This window comes from Pontibacter burrus (assembly GCF_010686685.1).
GTDB lineage: Bacteria > Bacteroidota > Bacteroidia > Cytophagales > Hymenobacteraceae > Pontibacter > Pontibacter burrus.
Genome location: NZ_JAAGWD010000005.1, coordinates 354,062 through 375,416, shown reverse-complemented (window position 1 = coordinate 375,416; position 21,355 = coordinate 354,062). Strand labels below are relative to the sequence as shown.

General features: G+C 45.8%; 22 protein-coding genes. 9 read left to right on the top strand and 13 right to left on the bottom strand.

What is annotated here, in order from left to right; translation table 11 throughout:
* The first annotated feature begins 117 nt into the window (after positions 1 to 117).
* Both nadE and lgt read left to right on the top strand, forming a co-directional pair.
* The gene (gene nadE / locus GXP69_RS13210) at positions 118 to 2,010 is read left to right on the top strand and encodes an NAD(+) synthase (RefSeq protein ID WP_163915539.1); all 1,893 of its coding nucleotides are present in this window, start codon (positions 118 to 120) and stop codon (positions 2,008 to 2,010) included.
* Between the two features lie 717 nt (positions 2,011 to 2,727).
* Positions 2,728 to 3,579, top strand: a complete 852-nt coding sequence (lgt, locus tag GXP69_RS13205; RefSeq protein ID WP_163915538.1) for a prolipoprotein diacylglyceryl transferase — start codon at positions 2,728 to 2,730, stop codon at positions 3,577 to 3,579.
* A gap of 48 nt (positions 3,580 to 3,627) precedes the next feature.
* Here the strand turns inward: lgt and GXP69_RS13200 are convergent, their stop codons facing one another.
* Positions 3,628 to 4,473, bottom strand: a complete 846-nt coding sequence (locus GXP69_RS13200) for an SdiA-regulated/phytase-like domain-containing protein (RefSeq protein ID WP_235925712.1) — start codon at positions 4,471 to 4,473, stop codon at positions 3,628 to 3,630.
* A gap of 107 nt (positions 4,474 to 4,580) precedes the next feature.
* Between GXP69_RS13200 and GXP69_RS13195 the strand changes: the two genes are divergently transcribed.
* Positions 4,581 to 4,979: a VOC family protein gene (locus tag GXP69_RS13195; RefSeq protein WP_163915536.1), complete on the top strand. Its 399-nt coding sequence runs from the start codon at positions 4,581 to 4,583 to the stop codon at positions 4,977 to 4,979.
* Between the two features lie 149 nt (positions 4,980 to 5,128).
* On the opposite strand, the gene GXP69_RS13190 is transcribed toward GXP69_RS13195, so the two are convergent.
* The 7 genes from GXP69_RS13190 to cdd form a co-directional block, all read right to left on the bottom strand.
* Positions 5,129 to 6,451: a hypothetical protein gene (locus GXP69_RS13190; RefSeq protein WP_163915535.1), complete on the bottom strand. Its 1,323-nt coding sequence runs from the start codon at positions 6,449 to 6,451 to the stop codon at positions 5,129 to 5,131.
* A gap of 169 nt (positions 6,452 to 6,620) precedes the next feature.
* On the bottom strand, positions 6,621 to 7,034 hold the full coding sequence (locus GXP69_RS13185) for a VOC family protein (RefSeq protein WP_163915534.1): 414 nt from the start codon (positions 7,032 to 7,034) through the stop codon (positions 6,621 to 6,623).
* Positions 7,035 to 7,119: 85 nt separating this feature from the next.
* On the bottom strand, positions 7,120 to 7,398 hold the full coding sequence (locus GXP69_RS13180) for a hypothetical protein (RefSeq protein ID WP_163915533.1): 279 nt from the start codon (positions 7,396 to 7,398) through the stop codon (positions 7,120 to 7,122).
* A 91-nt stretch (positions 7,399 to 7,489) separates the two neighbouring features.
* Positions 7,490 to 7,999, bottom strand: a complete 510-nt coding sequence (locus tag GXP69_RS13175; protein WP_163915532.1) for a hypothetical protein — start codon at positions 7,997 to 7,999, stop codon at positions 7,490 to 7,492.
* Positions 8,000 to 8,088: 89 nt separating this feature from the next.
* On the bottom strand, positions 8,089 to 8,499 hold the full coding sequence (locus tag GXP69_RS13170; protein WP_163915531.1) for a hypothetical protein: 411 nt from the start codon (positions 8,497 to 8,499) through the stop codon (positions 8,089 to 8,091).
* Between the two features lie 116 nt (positions 8,500 to 8,615).
* Positions 8,616 to 9,263, bottom strand: coding sequence for an alpha/beta hydrolase (locus tag GXP69_RS13165; protein ID WP_163915530.1), 648 nt, complete (start codon positions 9,261 to 9,263; stop codon positions 8,616 to 8,618).
* A 55-nt stretch (positions 9,264 to 9,318) separates the two neighbouring features.
* Positions 9,319 to 9,801, bottom strand: coding sequence for a cytidine deaminase (cdd, locus tag GXP69_RS13160; protein WP_163915529.1), 483 nt, complete (start codon positions 9,799 to 9,801; stop codon positions 9,319 to 9,321).
* Between the two features lie 286 nt (positions 9,802 to 10,087).
* Between cdd and GXP69_RS13155 the strand changes: the two genes are divergently transcribed.
* A complete protein-coding gene (locus GXP69_RS13155) occupies positions 10,088 to 11,434 on the top strand; it encodes a saccharopine dehydrogenase family protein (protein WP_163915528.1) in 1,347 nt (448 codons plus the stop codon).
* A gap of 406 nt (positions 11,435 to 11,840) precedes the next feature.
* Here GXP69_RS13155 and GXP69_RS13150 read toward each other — a convergent pair whose 3' ends face one another.
* The 5 genes from GXP69_RS13150 to aroQ form a co-directional block, all read right to left on the bottom strand.
* Positions 11,841 to 12,557, bottom strand: a complete 717-nt coding sequence (locus GXP69_RS13150; protein WP_163915527.1) for a tRNA1(Val) (adenine(37)-N6)-methyltransferase — start codon at positions 12,555 to 12,557, stop codon at positions 11,841 to 11,843.
* A gap of 108 nt (positions 12,558 to 12,665) precedes the next feature.
* Positions 12,666 to 13,130, bottom strand: coding sequence for a ribonuclease HI (gene rnhA / locus GXP69_RS13145; RefSeq protein WP_163915526.1), 465 nt, complete (start codon positions 13,128 to 13,130; stop codon positions 12,666 to 12,668).
* A 165-nt stretch (positions 13,131 to 13,295) separates the two neighbouring features.
* The gene (locus GXP69_RS13140) at positions 13,296 to 13,862 is read right to left on the bottom strand and encodes a MarC family protein (protein ID WP_163915611.1); all 567 of its coding nucleotides are present in this window, start codon (positions 13,860 to 13,862) and stop codon (positions 13,296 to 13,298) included.
* A gap of 43 nt (positions 13,863 to 13,905) precedes the next feature.
* Positions 13,906 to 14,967, bottom strand: coding sequence for an aminotransferase class V-fold PLP-dependent enzyme (locus GXP69_RS13135; RefSeq protein WP_163915610.1), 1,062 nt, complete (start codon positions 14,965 to 14,967; stop codon positions 13,906 to 13,908).
* Positions 14,968 to 15,049: 82 nt separating this feature from the next.
* Complete coding sequence (aroQ, locus tag GXP69_RS13130; RefSeq protein WP_163915525.1) at positions 15,050 to 15,502, bottom strand: type II 3-dehydroquinate dehydratase; 453 nt, start codon at positions 15,500 to 15,502, stop codon at positions 15,050 to 15,052.
* 295 nt (positions 15,503 to 15,797) lie between these two features.
* Here aroQ and xerD point away from each other — a divergent pair, with 295 nt between their 5' ends.
* The 5 genes from xerD to GXP69_RS13105 all read left to right on the top strand — a co-directional run bounded on the left by xerD (position 15,798) and on the right by GXP69_RS13105 (position 21,309).
* Positions 15,798 to 16,697 (top strand): site-specific tyrosine recombinase XerD, encoded by a 900-nt coding sequence (gene xerD, locus GXP69_RS13125; RefSeq protein WP_163915524.1) that lies wholly within the window; start codon positions 15,798 to 15,800, stop codon positions 16,695 to 16,697.
* A 200-nt stretch (positions 16,698 to 16,897) separates the two neighbouring features.
* Positions 16,898 to 17,155, top strand: coding sequence for a hypothetical protein (locus tag GXP69_RS13120; protein ID WP_163915523.1), 258 nt, complete (start codon positions 16,898 to 16,900; stop codon positions 17,153 to 17,155).
* Between the two features lie 156 nt (positions 17,156 to 17,311).
* On the top strand, positions 17,312 to 18,298 hold the full coding sequence (locus GXP69_RS13115; RefSeq protein ID WP_163915522.1) for a YjgN family protein: 987 nt from the start codon (positions 17,312 to 17,314) through the stop codon (positions 18,296 to 18,298).
* 3 nt (positions 18,299 to 18,301) lie between these two features.
* Positions 18,302 to 19,366: a M48 family metallopeptidase gene (locus GXP69_RS13110; RefSeq protein ID WP_163915521.1), complete on the top strand. Its 1,065-nt coding sequence runs from the start codon at positions 18,302 to 18,304 to the stop codon at positions 19,364 to 19,366.
* A gap of 911 nt (positions 19,367 to 20,277) precedes the next feature.
* Entirely contained in the window at positions 20,278 to 21,309 is a 1,032-nt protein-coding gene (locus GXP69_RS13105) for a quinone-dependent dihydroorotate dehydrogenase (protein WP_163915520.1), read from the top strand.
* The last annotated feature ends 46 nt before the right edge of the window (positions 21,310 to 21,355 follow it).

Sequence of the window (21,355 nt, the reverse complement as noted above, 5' to 3'; positions counted from 1 at the left end):
CGGTTATAGTTTCTTTGTTAAGTTCCTTAAGCAACCATCAGTCTTTCATAATTTGAGCATTTACCCATCCAACAATTAAACCTAACTTGCCCTTTCATACTTCCGTTATATAACCCTATGAAAGAAACCCGACTCACGCTGGCAGGTGCCGCCCTTAACCAGACTCCGCTGGACTGGGAAAACAACCTGCAGAATATAAAGGAAGCCATTAACGAGGCTATAGTTAACAATGTTGATATTCTGCTGCTGCCGGAACTTTGCATTACCGGCTATGGCTGCGAAGACCTTTTCCTGAGCCCGTGGCTGGGCGAAGAAGCTTTTAAACGTCTGCTACAGATAAAAGAGTGGTGCGACGGCATTACAGTTTGTGTGGGGGTGCACATCTGGATCGGGAAGGAAGTATACAACACGGCTTGCGTGATCCGGAATAAAGAGATTGTTGGCTTTACGGCAAAACAGTTCCTGGCAAAAGACGGGTTGCATTACGAACCACGCTGGTTTACCGAGTGGCCTGCCAACCAGGTAGGCGAATTTGAGATGCTCGGGCAGAAGTATCAGATCGGCGATTTGATTTACGAAGAGCAGGGTGTGAAATATGCATTTGAGATTTGTGAAGATGCCTGGCGTCCGAACCGACCTGCAGAACGCCATATGGCAAAAGGGGTACAGCTCATACTTAACCCAAGCGCCAGCCACTTTGCCCTGAGTAAAACTGATGTGCGTTACCGCTTAGTGGTAGAGGCATCAAAAAAATACCAGTGCGCTTATGTGTATGCCAACCTGCTGGGTAACGAAGCCGGAAAGGTAATTTATGACGGTGAAGTACTGATCGCCCAGAACGGAAAGCTGCTGAAACGAAACGAACTGCTAAGCTTTAAAAATGTAGACCTTGAACTGGCGGAAGTCAGCTTTAGCGAGAACTCTGAAGTAGCTACTGAGATTGAATACCTGCCGCCTATAGATGAAAACCGCGAGGTGATGGCTGCACTAAGCCTTGGCCTGTTCGACTATATGCGCAAGAGTCACAGCCGTGGTTTTGTATTATCGCTGAGCGGCGGAGCAGATTCCTCTTTGTGTGCAGTAGCGGTAGCTGAAATGGTGCGCCGTGGTGTAGAAGGGTTGGGGGTGCTTGGCTTTTTAGCGAAAACACAATTGTTTCCGCTAAAAGATGCGGCCTACTTTGATACACTAAGCAAAGCGCAGGCTATAAAAGAATTGGTTAATCGCTTGCTTACCTGCGCGTATCAGGGTACGGAAAACTCGTCTGACGACACATTTACTTCTGCAAAAGAACTGGCGCATAGTATTGGCGCTGTATTTTATTCCTGGACCATAGATGAACAGGTAAAAGGCTATACTTCCATTATCGAAGGTGCGATAGAGCGCCCACTTACTTGGGCCGAAGACGATGTGACACTTCAAAACATACAAGCACGTGTGCGGGCTCCATCTATCTGGATGCTGACAAATATTAAAGGTGCTTTGCTGTTAGCTACTTCCAATAGAAGTGAAGCTGCTGTTGGTTATGCTACGATGGATGGCGACACAGCCGGTAGCATTTCGCCAATTGCGGGTATCGATAAATCCTTTATCAGGCAATTGCTGGTTTGGTGTCAGACCGAACTAGGTTACGAAGGCCTGCAGTACGTAAATAATCTCCAACCATCAGCAGAGCTGCGTCCGGCAAAAGAATCACAGACCGATGAGAAAGACCTGATGCCGTATGATGTGTTGAACCAGATTGAGCGAATGGCTTTTTACGACCGTCTTGCTCCCCACGAAGTTTATGAAAAGCTGCTGGCTTCAGGTGTAGCCGATGCTGAAACGATACAAGGTTGGATCACGAAATTCTATAGTTTATGGAGCCGCAACCAATGGAAGCGCGAACGTTATGCCCCGGCCTTCCACCTCGATGACTATAGCCTGGACCCAAGAAGCTGGCTCCGCTTCCCGATCCTGAGTGGCGGTTTCAGAAGTGAACTGAATCAGGTAAAAGGTTTGGACCAGTGATTAAGTGAGATTTTTTCTGTTTTACAGGACTGAAGCTTTTTCTATTGTTGGAGCTATAGTTCTAAAGTTATGGTTGTCAAACCACCCCTACCCCTCCTTATCTAAGGAGGGGAGCTTTTCTGCCTTTGCTATAGTTTGGGCTATCGTGTTATAGTGGACGTTAGTCATCCCCCTACCCCCTTCAAAGGGGGACTTTCTGCCATTGCTATAGTTGAGCTGTAGTGCTATAATTCCAGATCATAACCAGGCAGGCGCAGCCTGGCACAAGGAACTACCACCACGAGAAGGCGATGTAACTATAGATATTCATACTAAAAGAACTATAGCTATCGAATGATATCAGTCTTTGGGTTGAGCGCCTTTGACTTGTTGCGGTGGCGCAGCCAATCCGAGGAACGAGGATAGCAAGAAGGCAGCAGCGCGATGCCCGAAGACGGGGCCCCGCGGCCGGGAGCGTACCAATGCTAAATTGAAACTATAAGTGAGTAGAGCTCCCAGGATCAGAAGTAACTATAGCACAGAATGCTTGTGTCCTGTGGCAACTATAGTACATATAAGATCCCTCACAGCTACGCTGGCTCTCTTTGACTCTCGTCTCAAGAATGCTCAGGATGACAAAGAAGTTCAGTAAGCAAAGAAGAAACTATAGTTATAACACATCTTTTTGTACCTGCCCGATTTATTGTAACTTTGGCTATACACGATCATCACCCTTATATGAGTTTACTGAACTTTATTCCCTGGAACGTAGATCCGGAAATATTTAATATCGGCCCGATTTCGGTGCGTTGGTATGGACTGTTATTTGCCCTTGCTTTTGTATTCGGGCAGCGCATACTGAGCAGAATTTATGTTGCTGAGGGCCGAACCGAAGGCGATGTGGACGTAATTACACTCTACATGATCATTGGTACAGTGATAGGCGCTCGCTTGGGGCATACCTTGTTTTACGACCCAGAGTATTATCTGAGCAACCCCATCGAGATACTGAAGATATGGAAAGGCGGACTTGCAAGCCATGGAGCAACTATAGGTATCCTTTTCTCGCTTTGGTTGTTTAGCCGGAACCATAAATTCAACTACATGTGGGTGCTCGACCGCATTGTAATTGTGGTAGCATTGGGTGGTGCACTGATCCGATTGGGCAACCTGATGAACTCAGAAATTATAGGTAAGGTAACAGATGTGCCGTGGGCGTTTAAGTTTGAACGAAACCACGAGATCATAAACGGTGTGGCCGCTTCTCTGGACCCGCGCCATCCAACACAACTATACGAGGCACTTTGCGCGTTTCTGCTGTTTGTGCTGCTTTATGGGCTCTGGAAGAAGTATAAGGAAAGACTGCCGCTGGGCTTGTTGTTTGGCTTATTCGTAACGTTGCTATTCACTTTCCGCTTCCTGGTAGAGTTCCTGAAAGAGAACCAGGTTGAATTTGAAGATACGATGAGCCTGAACATGGGGCAGCTGCTAAGCCTGCCGCTAATCCTGATCGGCTTGTTTGTGCTGTTCAGAGTATGGCGAAATCCGAAGCCAGCCTTACCAGGTGGCAAACTACAGGAAGCAAAATAACAAAAGGGCTGCAGCAATAAACTGCAGCCCTTTTGCTTGCCCACAATCTTAAAGCGAGTACCTATATAAGTTACCGCCTTCGCTGGTAAGGATCAGTGTATTGTCATCCTTAAACATGATGCCCTCTGTTTGTCCGGCTCCGCTGAGTTTTATCTCTTTTGGCTTGCCCTCATAAAATTTGTCTACCGACGATACATTCTGGTAAAGGTGAACCTTCTCTTCGCTTAGTAGTGCTACCGCACTTGCATCGGGGCTGATGGCTGCGCCGGTAACCAGATCTGTCATTTTTATGGTACCGACCTTTTGTGCTTTGTAGTTTCCGGGCTTGTCGGGGAGGCGGTACACACGTGCTATCCCTTTTTTGTTACGGTCCTTCGTAATCAGGTATAAATAGTTGTCGTGCCAGAACAGGGCTTCGCAGTCAAAATCTAACTTGTCTTTTTTTGATGTTTTTGCGGGCTGGTCTTCGTATGTAAACCGGATTGGCTGTACCTGCTGCATGTTCTCAGCATTTACTTTATATACTGCCAGTTCTTTACGCTTGTTGTCGTTGTTGCCGGTATCGCTTATGTAGAGGTTGCCCTTGTCATCACTTGTTAAATCTTCCCAGTCCACATTTGGAATCTTCAACTTATAGGTTTGTACCAGATGCCCTTTCTCGTCGATTTCGTATAGGTAAGGTTTGTTGTTGGCATCGTTATGGGTAATGTAGTGGCCTTGCTTGGCCGCAGCTTCAATGCCCGAGCTTTCTTTAACCTCCGAGGGGAGCGGAGCAAGTTTTTCGAGCTGGCCGCCAACAGTTGTAACTGCTGCAGGCGATGTTTGATTGGAGTTGTAAAAGAAATAAAAAGCCACGGCTAGTACAGTGGCAAAAACAATAAAAATTTTCATCATAAGCTTCATAGTTTATGCTGTAGGATACAAGCTGATAACTATCTAACGAACAGCTATGAGTTACGTTTGCTATATAGAGATCTGTAAATGACCTTTTTTGAGCTGGTATGGATGTTGTAAAAATAAAAGAAACCTGCCTTTACGTTGCCGATCTTGGTAGGTGCAAAGCGTTTTATAATGGCCTGCTAAAGTTTAAGGTAATTGGCGAAGTACCCGGCAGGCATGTTTTTTTCAGGGCGGGGAGCTCGGTATTACTGTGCTTTATTGCCGAAGCAGCTAGTAAAGCTGAAACCCTGCCGCCACACTACGGGAGCGGGCAACTGCACCTGGCCTTTGAAGTAAGTAAAGCAGACTATAGCAAAACCAAAGCTGAAGTGGAAGCAGCCGGCATAACTATAGAACAGGAATACGACTGGGGTGGTGGCTTTTTATCTTTCTACTTCCGCGACCCGGACCAGCACCTTTTAGAAGTAGTAATGACAGGGATGTGGGAGAGGGGAAGTTAAGAAGTTATGAAGTTAGAAAGTTAGAAAGTTAAAAAGTTAAAAAGTTAAAAAGTTAAAAAGTTAACTCGGGGTAGTAATCTCTGAGAACTATAGATACACAAGGCCCCGTCAGCAGTTGACGGGGCTTGTACATTTATAGTTATAGTTTGTTACTGTAGCCTGGCCTGAAGCTCTTCTACAATACTGCCGTAGCGCTTTAGTAGTCTTTCCCAGTCCGTAAACAGCTGATCTTCTTTAACGCTTGTAACGCCATCGGCCCGCTGACTTACCAGTTTAACCACATAGGTTAGACCATCAGAACTACCGCCTGAGCTTATGATTACACGGGTACGGATGGTACTCATGCCGTTGAAATTCTGCACCTGCCAGGCAGTAGTAAGGTAGCCGGTATTGTAATCTACAGTTTCCAGCACATCAAAGCTGCGCGTAATTATAGAGCTTAAGGTACGCCACGCGTCCTCAGGGTTCATCGCTTTATTTACCGGAATGGTGATGCGCACGTTAGCCATGTCAGTAGAGATAGAAGAGTTGTAGGCTTCATCAGCGACCATCTCTACAAACTCAGTGAGTGGCGGCTCCTGCATGTTGTTCTGGTTGCAGTAGTTTTTCACATACCGGATAAAGCCATCTTTTACCACGCGCAGCTCTATACATGCATTCTTTGGTACTTTCAGGTCGTATTTGCCTACACCTACAATTTTGCCATTTACTTCTATGTTGGCATCGGCAGGAGCGGTAGTGAGTTTAACCAGGCGGTCTTCCAGGGCAGCTCTGTACCGAACCGGCGGAGCCGGATCAGTGTCTGGTTTGTTGCAGAAAACCTGTGTTACATCGGCAAAGCCCTCGCGGTTAACAGTTACTGTTACACACTCGCCAACGGGTACGGTTATATCAGAATTGCCGCGCCCTTTAGCTACACCATTTACCAGTATGGCGGCATCGGCTGGGGCCACTTCCAGGCGAACCTGCCGGTCTTTCAGCTCAAAAAAGTCTTTTGCAGGTGGTACTTCACGGTCAGGGGAGTTATAGTATACTTTGGTGATGGGAGCAAACCCTGTTTTCTTGATCTCTACCGTCAGGAACTTGCCTTTGCCAACTATAAGATTGGTGCGTTTCGTCCCGATCATGCGGCCGTCAACAAAAATCTCGGCATCATAAGGCTCCACACTGATATCTACCATGCGGTTTTCCAGCGCTACTTTCTGTTCTTTCTCCCATTTTACCGTGCGCGGATATTCTTTTATAAGGGGCTCGTAACCGTCCTTTACTATTTTAATGCGGTTCTTTGCATCCTTTTCCAGCTTCAGTTCAATGCTGCCTACGCCCAGTTCTGCCACTTCGGCATTGTCGGTTTCGCGGAGCAGAAAAAACTTGGCGTCGGGGATGTTGGCGGTGATGTTGATCTTACTTTGCGCGAAAACAGCAACCGACACAAAGTATAGCAAGGTGAAAGCGTAAAACTTCTTTTGCATAACTACAAGGGTTTTAGAACAGATTTTATACAGGAATACACATTTTCAGGGTATTTTGTCTGATTAATTGTATATACGTAATAAAATATATTAATGTTCTAATTCTATAGTTGATGCAGCTACTAAGATCTTGAAGTACTTTAGGAAGCGGTTTTGCAAATCAGGCTTTTTAACCAGCTGGCTCCCATAGTTCAATTTTGTTGCCTTGTGCGTCCATAATATGCACAAACTTTCCGTAGTCGAATGTTGCGATGTCGTCGAGAATGGTAACACCATTTGCTTTGAGTTTTGCAACAAGCCCCTCTATGTTCTGAACCCGGTAGTTGATCATGAAGTCTTTTTTGGATGGGGCAAAATATTTGTCTCCCTCTTTAAATGGACACCACTGGAGCGTGTCTATCTCATCTGGATTATTAACATTCCTGGATTCAAAGCTCGATGTTCCCCAATCATTCATCTCAAGTCCTAAATTCTTGGCATACCATTCCCGTGTCTCCTGCGGATCGCCTGAATAAAAGAATATGCCGCCTATTCCGGTCACTTTTGGCGTTGTATCAGCATTTTGATTTTTGTGGTCTTCCATGTTGGTTTGTTGTGGGGTATGGGTTTTGTGAAGTGGAGTTATGTTTTAGTAGAGCTAGGTTATGACTAGCGTAAATTATGTTTAGCTATTTCTTTGATTGCTTTTGTTTGTCCTTTTTCTTAAAGTCCCCTTCAAGAAACCGCCGTATTTTACCAAGGGGAGACAGACCGTGGTATGCTACGAACAGTAATATTAAACCCATTAATATTAAATATTCGCCACCAAAACCTGACAGGGATAAAGTCCTGCTACTAACTCCCACAGCCACAAGGTTCTTTGCAATCATCTTAATACCCCAAAGAATAATAACGATCGCAAGTAAGAAGGAGGAGATAGTACCTATATTGTCATCTTTATACTTCATTGACTTAAAATATTGCTAGCGGTATAGTACATAAAGTGAGCGAGGCGCAGCAGAAGCTTTACTTATGTGCTTGTAAGCTGATGCTTTTTTTTTAGCTTTTCATTAAAGCAGCTATAAAGAACTCCTTATACTCCCTAAGTCTGATTCTATTCCAAATGGGCATCAGGTATAAAACTAATGGAAATATTGTCCATCCGAAAGCAAGCATGATGAAGGTATGAATGCCTGAACTCATTACTAAAACTAAAGGTGTCCATAAAACTAAAAGGCCAATCACCATACAGATTAAAAAGAAGTAAAGGCTATTATAAGGTATTATTTCTCCTTCAATTATGGTTTCTGAACTGCTTGAACCACTTTGTACACTCATGTGAATTTCGCCCATTCCCCTATATGGGTTTAACATTTTGGGCAACACTTCAATACATATCTTTTCACCAGAAACAGTGACTTCACTGTAATCCAAGGGACTGCTGCTAAGGAATCCGAAGATGTCTCTTTTTTTATTTTTTTCTTGGGATACAAATTCAATCACTTTGTCTTTTGATTGATTGACTTCAACAAAAAATGACTCATTATATCTTTTGAGAATCTTCTTCATAATTAGAAGTTACCGCTAACGTGTTTTAGTAGAAGAGGCGAAGCGATAGTAAGCTTTACTACTATACCATGTTGTGGTGTAGTTATTTTTCAATCTTCCCAGTTCTTGATATTGTTCAGATTTATTTCAAACTCTATCTTTTTAGCTTCTGCAAGGTACTCTTTCTCAAAGATGATTTTATCATCCTCAAACATTAGTGGTTTTATAAACCCTCCATCTGCTTTGGAAATTCGAGCAAGTTTTCTTGTATTTAAATCTATGATAGTTAAGGCAGTTATAGGTCCATTTCTATAGTCAGTTGTTAACCATTCTTGAAGTGCCAAGAACTTGGAGTTAGAATCCCACTTGAACTCAAATCCGAAAATGCGATCTGGAATCAACACCCCATCCAAAGCAATTTTATAAAAACATGGTCCAAATCTGATTTCACCTTCAAAAATGAAGTCAAAGCCGTGATTCTTTCCAGGTGATTTGTAAGCTCCTTTTGTTATGTTTTCCATTTATTCTTATAAACCATAACTATAGTATAAACCCAAACACACCCTTATCCGCACTATAGCTATAGTTACAGCGCTATAGTTTGCAGCTCTTGCGTTACTAAATATAGCACAAATTATTACAACTCTTTATCCAGTTTCAGCAGGGTTTCGGAGTGCAGGGTGTGGCCGCCTTCAAAGGTGTAAATGGTGGGGTTTATGCCGAGTTCAGCCATGAGCTGCTCTTTTTTCTGAACTGTTTTGGGTGTGATAAACTCATCCTGCGTGCCGTAAACTATAGCCACAGGTAAGTTTTGGAAGGCAGCTTTGCCGGCGGTAAAATCAATGTCTTCGGGGAAGGAGGCGGCCCATAGTATAAGTCGGTGCACATGCGTTGTACCAGTTGCCAGCCAGCGGCTAACCGTGGCGCCACCCTGCGAGAAACCAACTATAGTTACCCGCACATCAGCAGGCAGTTGCTGTAGTTGGGTCTTCAGCAACAAGTTAAGGTAAGCAGCTTGGTCATCAATCTCGGCCAGGCGGTCTTCTTTCGTCATCCAGGTAGCACCTACCCTCCCCGAAAACCCATCCAGGTAAAACCGTGAGAGCGCCTCAGGAGCAACCACAACAGTGCGGCCGTTATCCAGCGGAGCAAAATGACGAAGAAAATAGCGCGCCAGCTGCCCATAGCCATGGCATACAATCCACAGGTCTGTTATCTTTTCAGAAGGCGTGCCCAGCATATAAAAGCGGGCAGTACGGGGCACGGTAAGGCGATGCTCGTTCATGGGCTGTAATGTAAGTTCTCAGCTACAACAGGCACTTCGCCGGAACTGTTTTATACTACAGGTGGTCCGGCGTAAACTGGAACGGTAGCAGGTCCGATACAGACTTCAGGCGGTGATATTTACCATCGGCAGCTTGTAACAGCACAGGGATTGGCTCTTTCTGCTTAAACTCGTATTCGGCCATTACCTGGCGGCAGGCGCCACAGGGCATTGCGGGCAGGTGTTGCTGCTCACTCCGGCGGCGGGCAGTTACGGCAATCAGTTTAATTTTGGTATGCGGGTAGTAGGCACTTTTCGAGAACAGGGCAGTACGCTCGGCACACAACCCCGAAGGGTAAGCTGCATTTTCCTGGTTGCTGCCCTTAAACAAGGAGCCATCTTCCAACAGCAGGGCCGCGCCCACTAAAAAGTTAGAGTAAGGAGCATAGGCATCATTGGCTGCTTCCTGTGCGAGCTGCATCGCCTTCATTTCATCTGCCGTAAGCTCAGCCGGGTCCAGCACATCAACATCAATGTTAATGGTCAGTTTGTTTGCCATTTAAGAACGTTTCAATACAAAAATTAGAAAAGGGCTATAAATATAAAGCTATATTCCTGAAAAACAATAAAAACGTTTGCTGTCCTGCCCGTAATCCTTAACTTAACACCAGAATTAAACTATTGTTTGTGTGGGAGGCAACCACAAATTGGTGTCGGGCGTGCCGGCATAGCCGTCGGGCTTTCGCGGCTCGCTCTATAGTTTGTACCCAACTATAGGAGCTCAAACAACCGCTCTATCCCTCACGCAAACTATAGGCAGACTATAAAACCAGAACCGCTGCCCTATGAAAAATATCCTGTTGCTTGGTGCAGGCCGCTCCGCTTCTTCGCTTATCGATTACCTGCTGCAAAACGCCCCAAACGAGAACTGGCACATCCGAATTGGCGATATTGTAGTAAGCCACCTGCAGTCTGTTATAGATCACCTACCGTTTGCCGAAGCCATTGTTTTTAACGTGCACGACGAGGCACAGCGCGAAGCCGAAGTAAAACAGGCAGACCTGGTAATCTCTTTATTGCCGGCAGTTTTTCATATAGAAGTAGCACAGGAATGTTTAAAGCAGGAAAAGCACCTGATCACGGCATCTTATGTTACGCCAGCCTTCCTGGAACTTCACGCCGAGGCTCAGCAAAAGAACATTACCATCCTCATGGAATCCGGTCTGGACCCTGGCATTGACCATATGTCGGCAATGGCGGCCATACAGCACATACAGGCAAAAGGCGGCAAGCTTACTTCTTTTAAATCGTACACCGGCGGTCTGATTGCACCGGAATCTGACGACAACCCATGGAACTATAAGTTTACCTGGAACCCGCGCAACGTAGTGCTGGCAGGGCAGGGCACAGCCAAATACATCCGGAACGGCGGCTACAAATACATCCCGTATCACCAGCTGTTTACCCGCACCGAGGATATTTTTGTAGAAGGCTACGGCCATTTTGAAGGCTACGCCAACCGTGACTCGCTTAGCTATCGCGAACCTTACAACCTGCATGATATACCAACCATGCTGCGTGGCACCTTGCGCCGAAAAGGCTATTGTGCAGCCTGGAATGTATTTGTACAGCTCGGCCTCACCGACGACAGCTATAGTTTGGAAGGCTCTGAAAACATGACCTACCGCAGCTACCTGGAAGCTTTTCTGCCGCCAACTATAAACGGGCAAACTATAGAACAACGGCTAGCCAACTATACCGGCATAGAGGAGCAAGGCGAAATCATGCAGAAGCTGGCTTGGCTCGATCTGTTTTCCGAAAACCCTGTGGAGCTGGCAAATGCGACACCGGCCCAGGTACTGGAAAAAATACTGAAAGAGAAGTGGCAGCTCGAGCACGGCGACAAAGACATGATCGTGATGCAGCACCTGTTTCAGTATGAGCTGGATGGGGAAAAGCATGAATTCACCTCGTCGCTGGTAGTAAAAGGCGACGATGAAGTGCATACCGCCATGGCGAAAACGGTTGGCCTGCCGGTAGCTATACTGGCCAAACTGCTGCTGCAGGGCAAAATCACGCAGCGCGGCGTTGTCATTCCAATCCACCCCGAACTATACGAGCCAGTGCTGGAAGAGCTGAAGGCCTACGGTATCAATTTCGTAGAACAGGAAAGGGTGTTGTCTGTACTATAGTTTGAATCAGACTTGTTTCTATTTGGACTGTACTTTTGAGGATGAGCGTTTCATTCTAGAAAGTGGAGCTTTGAATTAAAGCCATTCTGTTAAGAAACTTGGTGGAGAAAGAGGACTCCTAACCTCAATGCCGCCAACTTAAGCCGAATTTGTCATCTCGAACAATGTGAGAGATCTTATGTGTCCTATTGCAGTGCCATATAAGATTCCTCGACTGCGCTCGGAATGACATTTTAGAAAATGGAAAACCCTTAAGTTGGTAGAATTGGCCCCTAACCCAACTGGTTAAGTCTTTGCTAAAGGTCAACAAGATCCTTACAGGATGACAAAGAAGAAAATGAAAAGCTTTGGCCTCAAAGGGAGAATTCGCGCAATGAAAGGCAGTACTCTCAAAGAGAACAGACCGTTATAAATGCAGATAATAATCCTTCAGCAATTCTGTAAAGGCAGTGGTGTAAGTTACTTTATCAGCCCCCCGGATGTGGAGCTGGCTTATAGTTGGTATGGTTGGCTTGGCGAAACTATAGGTTTGGATATGGCGGATGCACTGGCCGTTGATGTAGGTAAACACTTCTATAGTTTCTGTTAAGAAAAGTTGGTGAGCAGGAGCCAGGCTGGCAAAGTGAGTAGCCTCTGCTGGTGGCAACAAAATGTATAGTTTGCCGTCCGGTGTCAAGTGCTTTTGCGCAAATGCCAGAATATCTTCAAAAAACAAATCACCGGTATGTTTTGCGCTATCCTTGGCCGCATTCCCCGACTTTAGCGATGCTAGGAAGAACGGCGGATTGGAAAGAATTACATCGTAACGTTGCTGGCTATAGTTTGCAAACTGCTGCAGGCTAACCGGGTGTAGGTTTAATCTTTCTCGCCAGGGGCTGGCAGCGAAATTTTCTTCGGCCTGAGAGGCGGCATCGGAATTAATTTCAACAGCATCTATAGTTGCAGAACTGCGCTGCGCCACCATCAGTGAGAGGAGTCCGGTACCTGTGCCAATATCTAAAATGCGCTTTGCCTGCCCAACCTCTACCACAGCCCCAAACAAACACGAATCGGTACACACCTTCATGGCGCACCTGTCCTGCTCAACCCGGAACTGTTTAAATTGGAAGTAAGAATTAGCCAATGCTGCGCTTAATTATGAATTATGAATAATCTATTAAGAATTAATGCTGATGTTAAGGTACTTTACTCAATTCATAATTTATAATTCAGCATTCATAATTAAACCGAATTACTTAGAGTTAAACATACCGGATTCAAAGCCTTCGTCGGCTGGTAAGTTTGGTGATAAGGCTGCGGCTACGGCCAGTTCGTCGCAGCGCTCGTTTTCGGGATGGCCGGCATGACCGCGTACCCACACAAAGCGCACATTGTGTTTTGCATAAATGCGCAAAAACCGAGCCCACAGGTCACCGTTAGCTTTACCGGCAAAGCCTTTCTTTTGCCAGCCAAACACCCAGCGTTTCTCTACAGCATCAACTACATATTTCGAGTCGGAGTAAATGGTGATCGGAATGCCCGGTTTTGTTATAGCCTCTAACCCCACAATTACAGCCAGCAGCTCCATGCGGTTGTTCGTCGTTTTCCGGAAACCGGCAGAAAGCTCCTTTACATGCGGCCCCCAACGCAATATAACGCCATAACCACCCGGCCCCGGGTTTCCACGCGAAGCACCGTCTGTAAATATTTCAATCATAAAGTAATTTTGAATGCCTGAATTTTGAATGAGTGAATTCGAAGAAGAGGACCTATAGTTTCGCGACAGTTTCTGATAAAGGACTATACTCGGTGTTTTAACAGATTACCCGCTCGAACTTAAATGGCTTATTCCAATTCATAATTCATCATTTGTAATTCATAATTATATCGGTAGGTTGCTCTTGAACAGTTTAATAGCGATGGCCAGCAGGATAACCCCGAACACTTTACGTAGCACGTCGGCACCGGCTTTTCCAAGTTTCTTCTCTATCCAACCCGACGATTTCAGCACGATGTACACAAAGATCAGGTTTACGATGATACCAACCAGTACATTGGGCAACGAATAAGCTGCACGCAACGAGAGCAGGGTGGTCATGGTGCCGGCCCCAACTATAAGCGGAAACGCTAGCGGAACGATAGAGCCGCTCTTGATCTCAGGGTCGGTGTGAAAAAAGTCTTTCCCCAGAATCATCTCCAAACCAATAATGAAGATAATAATGGCACCAGCCATAGCAAATGACTGGAAATCAATGCCGAATAACTTCAGGATTCCATCGCCCACAAACAGGAACGCGATCATCAGAATACCCGAAATAATGGTGGCTTTCTCAGACTGGATCACGCCCTCGCGCTTGCGCAGGTTTATGATGATCGGGATAGAGCCCAGAATATCGATGATCGCAAACAGGATCAGCGTAACTGATATGATTTCCTTGAAGTTAAAGATATCCATGTGCGCTTATACTTGATTTGCGCGCAAAGGTATAAGATTACGCGTAATAGTGCAGGAAAAAGCGCTTCAGTTCTTCGAATTCTTCGTCTAGTATGGCCGGGAAATTGGCGATACGGAACGTATTCCGCAGCCACGGACCATAGCCGTTGCCCAGCCGGATGTTGTGATGCAGGGCACGCTTTTTAATATCATCAACCAGTCGCTCAGTAGCCTGTAGGGCAATTACTGTTCTGGAGCGCACCTCTTCGTTCTCCACCAGCAATTGTATGTCCTGAAACTGGGAAAAGAACTCGTACAGGTTTTGCGAGCGGTCTACCAGTTCCTGGTCAAGGGCTTTTACAAAGGGGCGGTCTTCCAGCACACGGCGAAGCAGGTAAATACCCAGTACGTTAGGCGTGTGGGTAGTCTGGTAGTTCAGCATTTTCTCGTACATGCTTACCAGGCTGTTGTAGTGCCCACGCTCTGCCATTTGCTTTGCCCTGAAAATAGCTCTTGGCGAGCAAACCAGGATGCCCAACCCGGCAGGCAGGCCAAAGCATTTCTGTACCGATGCAAACCAGATATCAGCCTTAATAAACTTAAGGTTGAGGCCGGCCATCGAAGAAGTGGCATCTACAGCTATAAGCGTATCGCGGTAGCGGTTGTGCAGGTTCAGGATGCTGGTCGCCGATACCTGTGTGCCGTTTGATGTTTCGTTTTGGGTAAAGCAGATAAGTTCGGTATCGGAACCTATCTTCAGTTGCTCTACCGGCATGGGTTCGTTCAGGTCAAAAGCCAGGCCTTCTGCATTCGGGCGCAGTTTTTTGGCATAGTCAAACCATTTCTCGCCGAAAGAACCGTTATAAATATGATAGCTTTTATGTTTGGTCAGGCTTTGGATCAGGATCTCCCAGCATTCGGTGGCACCGGAAGTAAAGAAAATGTAATAATCTTCAGGTATGTTGATTTTTCGTTTCAGCAGGCCCACCGTTGCTCTGGAAAGCTGCACGAACTGCTCGCCACGATGAGGAGCACCTAAAATACCTTCGTCATACGCATCTGATAAATAGGTGCGAATTTCGGGATATACTTTGGATGGGCCTGGGTAAAAATTAAGCATCATGCTGGAATATAAATAAAATATAGTATAAAAACTATATTTTTATAAAAACTTCTCTTCTCTACACTAACGGTACTATAGTTTATTTATTAGCGCCGAAGCCGATTTGTTTTGGCTTCAGTCGCTCGAAATACTGCAATGCCAGGCGGTAACTCTCTAAGCCAAAGCCAACTATGCTGCCAGTGCAGTAGGGGGCTATCATGCTTTTATGCCGGAAAGCTTCGCGGGCGTAGATGTTGGAAATATGTACTTCCACCACAGGTGCCTCTATAGCCTTCACCGCATCCGATAACGCTACCGAAGTATGGGTGTAAGCGCCGGCATTAAAAACGATTCCTTTATAGCTGAAACCAACCTCATGCAGTTTGTCGATCAGGGTGCCTTCGGTGTTGCTCTGGAAATAAGACAACTCCAGTGCTGGGAAAGCCTCCTTTAGTTCTTCGAAATAATCTTCAAAAGAGCGGGAGCCATAAACTGCTTTCTCGCGGATGCCCAGCAGGTTCAGGTTTGGGCCATTCAGGATCAGGATTTTCATAGGTTGGGTGATTAGCTTGATTTCCGCATAAAACGGACAATGCAAAGGTAAGGATTAACTATATTTGCTTTACTTTAAATTGTTTAATTGTTGGATGGTTAAATTGTTTATCTAAATCAGGATTTTCAGGATTAAAGGATGAACAGGATTAATGCTGATTGTTAATTGTTGATTGTTAAATTGTTGGGTCTCCCGATGTAAAAGACGGAACGTATTGCATCTCTACATAACACAACTTTTAACTTTCTAACCTTTTAACTCTTAAACTCTCTAACTCCCAAACTCTCTAACTTCCATGACCTGGAATATCACTGTAAAGCAATTTGAGCAATACCTGCGCCTGGAGAAGTCGTTGTCGGGTAACTCTGTAGAGGCCTATTTGCGTGATGTGCGTAAGCTGACAGATTTTCTGGACTTAAACAGCCTGCAGGTGTCGCCTGATAAAATTACCCCGGCTATACTTCGTGATTTTCTGGAGTGGGTGAATGAACTGGGCATGACCGTGCACTCGCAGGCGCGTACCTTGTCGGGTATCCGGGCATTTTACAAATTCCTGATCATGGAAGATCTAATGGCCCACGATCCGACCGAAACCATTGAAGCGCCGAAACTCGACCGCAAACTACCCGACACGCTGAACTTTCATGAGATCGAGCAGCTGTTTTCGGCCATAGATCTGTCAACGCCGGAAGGTACACGCAACCGGGCCATGCTCGAAACACTCTATAGTTCGGGGCTGCGCGTATCGGAACTGCTGGACCTGAAACTGAGCAACCTGTACGAAGACATGGGTTTTATTAAAGTGGCAGGTAAAGGCGATAAGGAGCGCCTGGTGCCGATCGGGCGCGATGCCCTGAAGCACATTAAACTATACCGCGAAGGTGTGCGCTGTCATCTTAAAATCAAGAAAGGCCACGAAGACATTGTGTTTCTGAACCGCCGTGGTGCCAAACTTACCCGTGTAATGGTGTTTACCATTATCAAAGACCTGGCAGCCAAAGCCGGAATACAGAAGCAGATAAGCCCGCACACGTTCCGCCACTCGTTTGCCACCCACCTGATAGAAGGCGGCGCCGACCTGCGTGCCGTGCAGGAAATGCTGGGCCACGAATCCATCACCACCACTGAAATCTACACCCACCTGGACAGAGATTACCTGAAGCAGGTAATCAAGGATTTTCATCCGAGGAGTTAGTAAGCAAAGGACCAGATGGATGTTTTTCTTTTAATTTTTGGGTTGATGTTCTTCTGTGTTGGTCTTTATCTGATCATTACAGACTATTATCAGACCAAATACGGTTACTATACTATAGGAAAAGTAATAGCAATGAAAGGCAAATGGAGTGCATCCAGTGGTAAAATAACTTACTTATACTATCCTATAGTGTGCAGTTTGTGGATCAAAATGAGATTGTTCAGGAATTAAGAATGGATGTGGGAGCTAATATTCCGCTGTTCTACAAGGGGCAATCTGTTAAAATCGCATATCACAATGGTAAAATTCATCCGATGGGCATAGGTTGGAAAATTTTGTATATGCTTGTGGCTCTTGCTGGTTTATGTGTATTCCTGTACCAACTCCTGCTAATTTCCGAATCTGGTGTTTTACAAACTATAGATAAGTTCTGGCAGATAATTAAACTGGTCTTTTAAAGCTGGAAGTTTAATAGCTACTTAGTACGCTATACTCCAAAACTTCTTTCCTTTATTTGCATAATACAGCTGATGTTATATATATTTAGGGTAGATTATTGTGCATGATTTCAAGAAGGCTGATAATCTTCATTTTTTAACCTATAGTAACATATTATGCAGGAAACTTTTACCGAAGTGAAAACAAACATTAGCGAACCAACATTAGCCTTTAAAGGAAAAGGTTCGGAACTATTTAGTATCCAGATTGTAAACATCGCACTGATGCTCGTTACCCTGGGGCTTTACTACCCGTGGGCAAAAGCCAAAAACCTACATTACATCTACCGCAAAACCGAACTGGCCGGCAGTCCCTTTACTTTTCATGGTACCGGAAAAGAAATGTTTATCGGTTTTATAAAAGGAATCGGTATTCTGGCAGTTCTTTATGGGGTGTTGCTCTATGGTATCTTCAACATGACACCTGAAGACATGGGCATCTACTTTATCTGCTTAGCCATCTTTATGGTCGGGTTGTCTCTGCTAGTGCCGATGGCCCTGCACGGAATGATGCGTTACCGTACATCGCGTACCAGCTGGCGAGGCATCCATATGGGCTACCGTGGTAAGCTGGGTAGCATGTATAAGGTTTTCTATCTGAATATGTTCCTGACCATGATTACGTTTGGTATCTACGGTGCGTGGTTTACAACTAACCTGCGCAAAGAGATCATCGGGAACATGCGTTTTGGTAATGCCAGGTTCAGCTATACCGGAGATGGGGGTGATTTGCTCATACTGCATATAAAAGGGTATTTCCTCACCATTGTTACGTTAGGTATCTATTCCTTCTGGTGGGCAAAAGACCTGATCAACTTCTATATCAATAACATTCTGATAGAGCAGGATGGCAAATACAGTCGCCTGGACTCCTCTCTTACAGGTTGGCAAAACCTGAAACTGACGCTGGGCAACCTGCTGATCATGGTATTTACGCTGGGCCTGGGCTACTCCTGGGTAGTTACGCGCACCATGCATACCATTATTCATAACTGCGTGATTTTAGGAGAATTTAACCCGGATATGCTGGCTCAGACCGAAGAAGAATATAAAAATGCTACTTTTGAAGATATGGCCGATATGCTGGACATAGGCCTTGTATAACATATGTTTGAAGGAAAATTTTATAACGGGCGTACCTCCAAGGGTATGCCCGCTTTTATTAAGCTGGAGCCAAACTATATCAGTATTAGCTGGCGCGCCGACGACGAAAGTGGCAACGAACTATGGCATCTGGACCAGATACATACCACCGAATTTAACGACAACACCACTGTACTGGAATATGGTGGTTTCCCGCGCCAGAGCATAGCCGTGTTTGAGCAGGGTTTTAAGGAAGCGCTCGAAGTAAAATACAGAGGCGCCAGGTTTATACGCTCAAAATACGACTCGTTTCAGAAGACCGGTGTCAGAGGGCTTGTAGTTGGTGGTCTGAGCCTGCTGGTGGTAGCTGTGGTACTTTTTTTCTGGGGTGTTCCTGCGCTGGCCGAGAAAGCTGCCTCGCACTTCCCGGTTAGTTATGAGCGTGCCATGGGCGAAAAGCTGCACAACCAGTTCATGCACGGCCAAAAGGTAGATTCGGCTAAAACGGTAGCGCTGCAACAGTACCTTGGCGCACTTAACATAGAGTCTGACTTCCCGATACAGGTAACTGTTGTGAAGAACGACATGGTAAATGCTTTTGCCCTGCCCGGCGGATTTATAGTGGTGCACGATGCCATCATAGACGAGATGGAGAATCACGAAGAACTGGCAGGTTTGCTGGGCCACGAGATAGGGCACGTGCAGTTGCGCCATTCTACCAAAGCCATTGCCCGAAGCCTGTCGTATTACATGCTGCTTTCGGTGCTGTTCGGCGATGTAAGCGGCATTGCAGCCGTAATTCTTGATAACGCTTCAACTTTTCATAACCTGGAATACAGCCGCAAAGCCGAAACCGAATCAGATAAGGCCGGCCTGGAACTACTGTCGATGAACGGCCTTAACCCCAAAGGCATGGTGTGGCTCATGGAACGCCTGCAAACTGAATCTCCAGAGTTTCTTAAATTCATCAGCACCCACCCAAACACTGATGATCGCATCAAGGAAATAGAGAGGCAGATGAAGAATACAAGCTATAGTTCTGAATCAAATCCGGTACTGGAAGCTGCCTGGAAGAAGTTAAAAGAGTAATTTACAATTAGAGCGATCATTGTGATCGCTCTAATTGTAGTGGTATAGTTGCCTATTTGTCATTTCGAGTGTAACGGGAAATCTATTTCAGCTTATAGGTCTCTTTTGTCATCCTGAGCGATAGCCGAGACATCTTATATGTCCTATAGCTAACTATAGCTGCAGCTGGACACAAGCAATTCGTGCTATAGTTACCTTTTATCCTGGCAGCTCTACCAGCCTACAGTGTTATTGATGCCTTGGAGCGCTCACGGCCGCGAGGCCCCCTCTTCGGGCATCGCGCGGTGTACATTTCCTTTGCTCCTGCGTCGCAATGCCTGGCGGCACCAGAAATCTACAAGGCGCTCAACCCAAAGACTGAGATCACTCGATAGCTATAGTTTAGCTTAACAGCTATAGCTCTGTGGCTTTTCCGTAGTGGTAGTTCCGAGGGGCAGGCTGCGCCTGCCTGTTCGTGGCCTGTAACTATAGACCGAGTTAAAACTATAGAACTATAACCTAAACTATAGCAACAGCCCAAATTCCCCTCTCGGGAGGGGTAGGGGTGGGTTAAAACGTAACTATAAAACTATTGTGTAAACTATAACAATAGCAGAAAAACTCCCCTCCTTGGATAAGGAGGGGTTAGGGGTGGTTGGACCACAGCAACTATAAAACTATAGCCTCAACTATAGCAAACCCTCAGATCCAATGATCCCATAAATACCCCATAATCCGCGCTTCAGACAAAGCAATCTCGGTGCGCAAATATGAAAGAGCAACGAACGCCACTAACTTCCTAAACTCTCCAACTCTAAAACTCTAAAACTCCCAAACTCTTAAACTATACTAACTTTCTAACTTCCAAACCTTCTAACTTCCAAACTGTATTCCCTATCTTTGCAGGCAGCAAACCCTAAACCCCAGCTGCCGTGTATAAAAGCCTGCTTCGTCCGCTACTCTTCAAGCTCGATCCTGAGAAAGTACATTACCTGACCACCGATGCGCTGCGTACTGTTTATAAGTTGCCATTGGCGCAAACTATAAGCAACAGCATGTTTGGAATGCATAGTCCGAAACTGAGGCGCGAATTGTTTGGGCTGGATTTCCCTAACCCGGTGGGGCTTGCCGCAGGTTTTGATAAAGATGCCAAGCTGATAGACGAGCTGGCTAATTTAGGTTTTGGCTTTATAGAGATCGGGACGCTTACCCCGAAAGGACAGGAGGGAAATCCGAAGCCACGTTTGTTCCGCTTGCCCGAAGACCAGGCCATCATTAACCGCATGGGATTTAACAACGAAGGCGTAGAAGCTGCCGTTGCTCGCCTGAGAACCCGCCAAAGCAACATTATAGTTGGTGGGAACATTGGCAAAAACAAAGTAACGCCTAACGAGGAAGCTCTGAACGATTACCTGTACTGCTTTAAAGCGCTATATGATGTAGTGGATTATTTTGTAGTGAACGTTAGCTCGCCCAATACTCCGGACCTGCGTGCGCTTCAGGAAAAAGAGCCATTGCAACAACTGTTGCTAGCGCTGCAGGAACAGAATAGTAAAATGCCAAAACCAAAGCCGCTGCTGCTCAAAATTGCCCCGGACCTGAACGAGCCGCAACTCAACGACATCATCGAAATTGCCAAAGAAGCGAATTTAAGCGGCATAATTGCAACCAACACCACTATAAGCCGCGACGGATTGCACACACCCTCACAAAAAGTACAGGACATAGGAGCCGGCGGGCTTAGTGGCAAACCGCTGACCAAACGTTCAACCGAGATCATTCGGTACCTGCGCCAGCACCTGCCAGCAACTATAAAACTCATTGGCGTAGGCGGTATAATGACTGCTGAGGATGCTTTAGAGAAATTGGACGCCGGCGCTGACCTGGTACAACTATACACCGGATTTATTTACGAAGGCCCGGCGCTCATCACCCAGATTAACAAGAAGCTGCTGGCCAGATAAATTTTCAGTTGCCCGGCTAATTGCTCTTCGCTTTCAAGGCAAAAAA

What these genes read in the sequence shown, in the direction of transcription:
- nadE (WP_163915539.1), top strand. Translation starts at nt 118, where the DNA reads ATGAAAGAAACCCGACTCACGCTGGCAGGTGCCGCCCTTAACCAGACT.
- GXP69_RS13180 (WP_163915533.1), bottom strand. Translation starts at nt 7,398, where the DNA reads ATGAAGTATAAAGATGACAATATAGGTACTATCTCCTCCTTCTTACTT.
- GXP69_RS13185 (WP_163915534.1), bottom strand. Translation starts at nt 7,034, where the DNA reads ATGGAAGACCACAAAAATCAAAATGCTGATACAACGCCAAAAGTGACC.
- GXP69_RS13155 (WP_163915528.1), top strand. Translation starts at nt 10,088, where the DNA reads ATGAAAAATATCCTGTTGCTTGGTGCAGGCCGCTCCGCTTCTTCGCTT.
- GXP69_RS13175 (WP_163915532.1), bottom strand. Translation starts at nt 7,999, where the DNA reads ATGAAGAAGATTCTCAAAAGATATAATGAGTCATTTTTTGTTGAAGTC.
- GXP69_RS13135 (WP_163915610.1), bottom strand. Translation starts at nt 14,967, where the DNA reads ATGCTTAATTTTTACCCAGGCCCATCCAAAGTATATCCCGAAATTCGC.
- GXP69_RS13195 (WP_163915536.1), top strand. Translation starts at nt 4,581, where the DNA reads ATGGATGTTGTAAAAATAAAAGAAACCTGCCTTTACGTTGCCGATCTT.
- GXP69_RS13190 (WP_163915535.1), bottom strand. Translation starts at nt 6,451, where the DNA reads ATGCAAAAGAAGTTTTACGCTTTCACCTTGCTATACTTTGTGTCGGTT.
- GXP69_RS13170 (WP_163915531.1), bottom strand. Translation starts at nt 8,499, where the DNA reads ATGGAAAACATAACAAAAGGAGCTTACAAATCACCTGGAAAGAATCAC.
- GXP69_RS13110 (WP_163915521.1), top strand. Translation starts at nt 18,302, where the DNA reads ATGTTTGAAGGAAAATTTTATAACGGGCGTACCTCCAAGGGTATGCCC.
- aroQ (WP_163915525.1), bottom strand. Translation starts at nt 15,502, where the DNA reads ATGAAAATCCTGATCCTGAATGGCCCAAACCTGAACCTGCTGGGCATC.
- GXP69_RS13165 (WP_163915530.1), bottom strand. Translation starts at nt 9,263, where the DNA reads ATGAACGAGCATCGCCTTACCGTGCCCCGTACTGCCCGCTTTTATATG.
- xerD (WP_163915524.1), top strand. Translation starts at nt 15,798, where the DNA reads ATGACCTGGAATATCACTGTAAAGCAATTTGAGCAATACCTGCGCCTG.
- rnhA (WP_163915526.1), bottom strand. Translation starts at nt 13,130, where the DNA reads ATGATTGAAATATTTACAGACGGTGCTTCGCGTGGAAACCCGGGGCCG.
- lgt (WP_163915538.1), top strand. Translation starts at nt 2,728, where the DNA reads ATGAGTTTACTGAACTTTATTCCCTGGAACGTAGATCCGGAAATATTT.
- GXP69_RS13200 (WP_235925712.1), bottom strand. Translation starts at nt 4,473, where the DNA reads ATGATGAAAATTTTTATTGTTTTTGCCACTGTACTAGCCGTGGCTTTT.
- cdd (WP_163915529.1), bottom strand. Translation starts at nt 9,801, where the DNA reads ATGGCAAACAAACTGACCATTAACATTGATGTTGATGTGCTGGACCCG.
- GXP69_RS13115 (WP_163915522.1), top strand. Translation starts at nt 17,312, where the DNA reads ATGCAGGAAACTTTTACCGAAGTGAAAACAAACATTAGCGAACCAACA.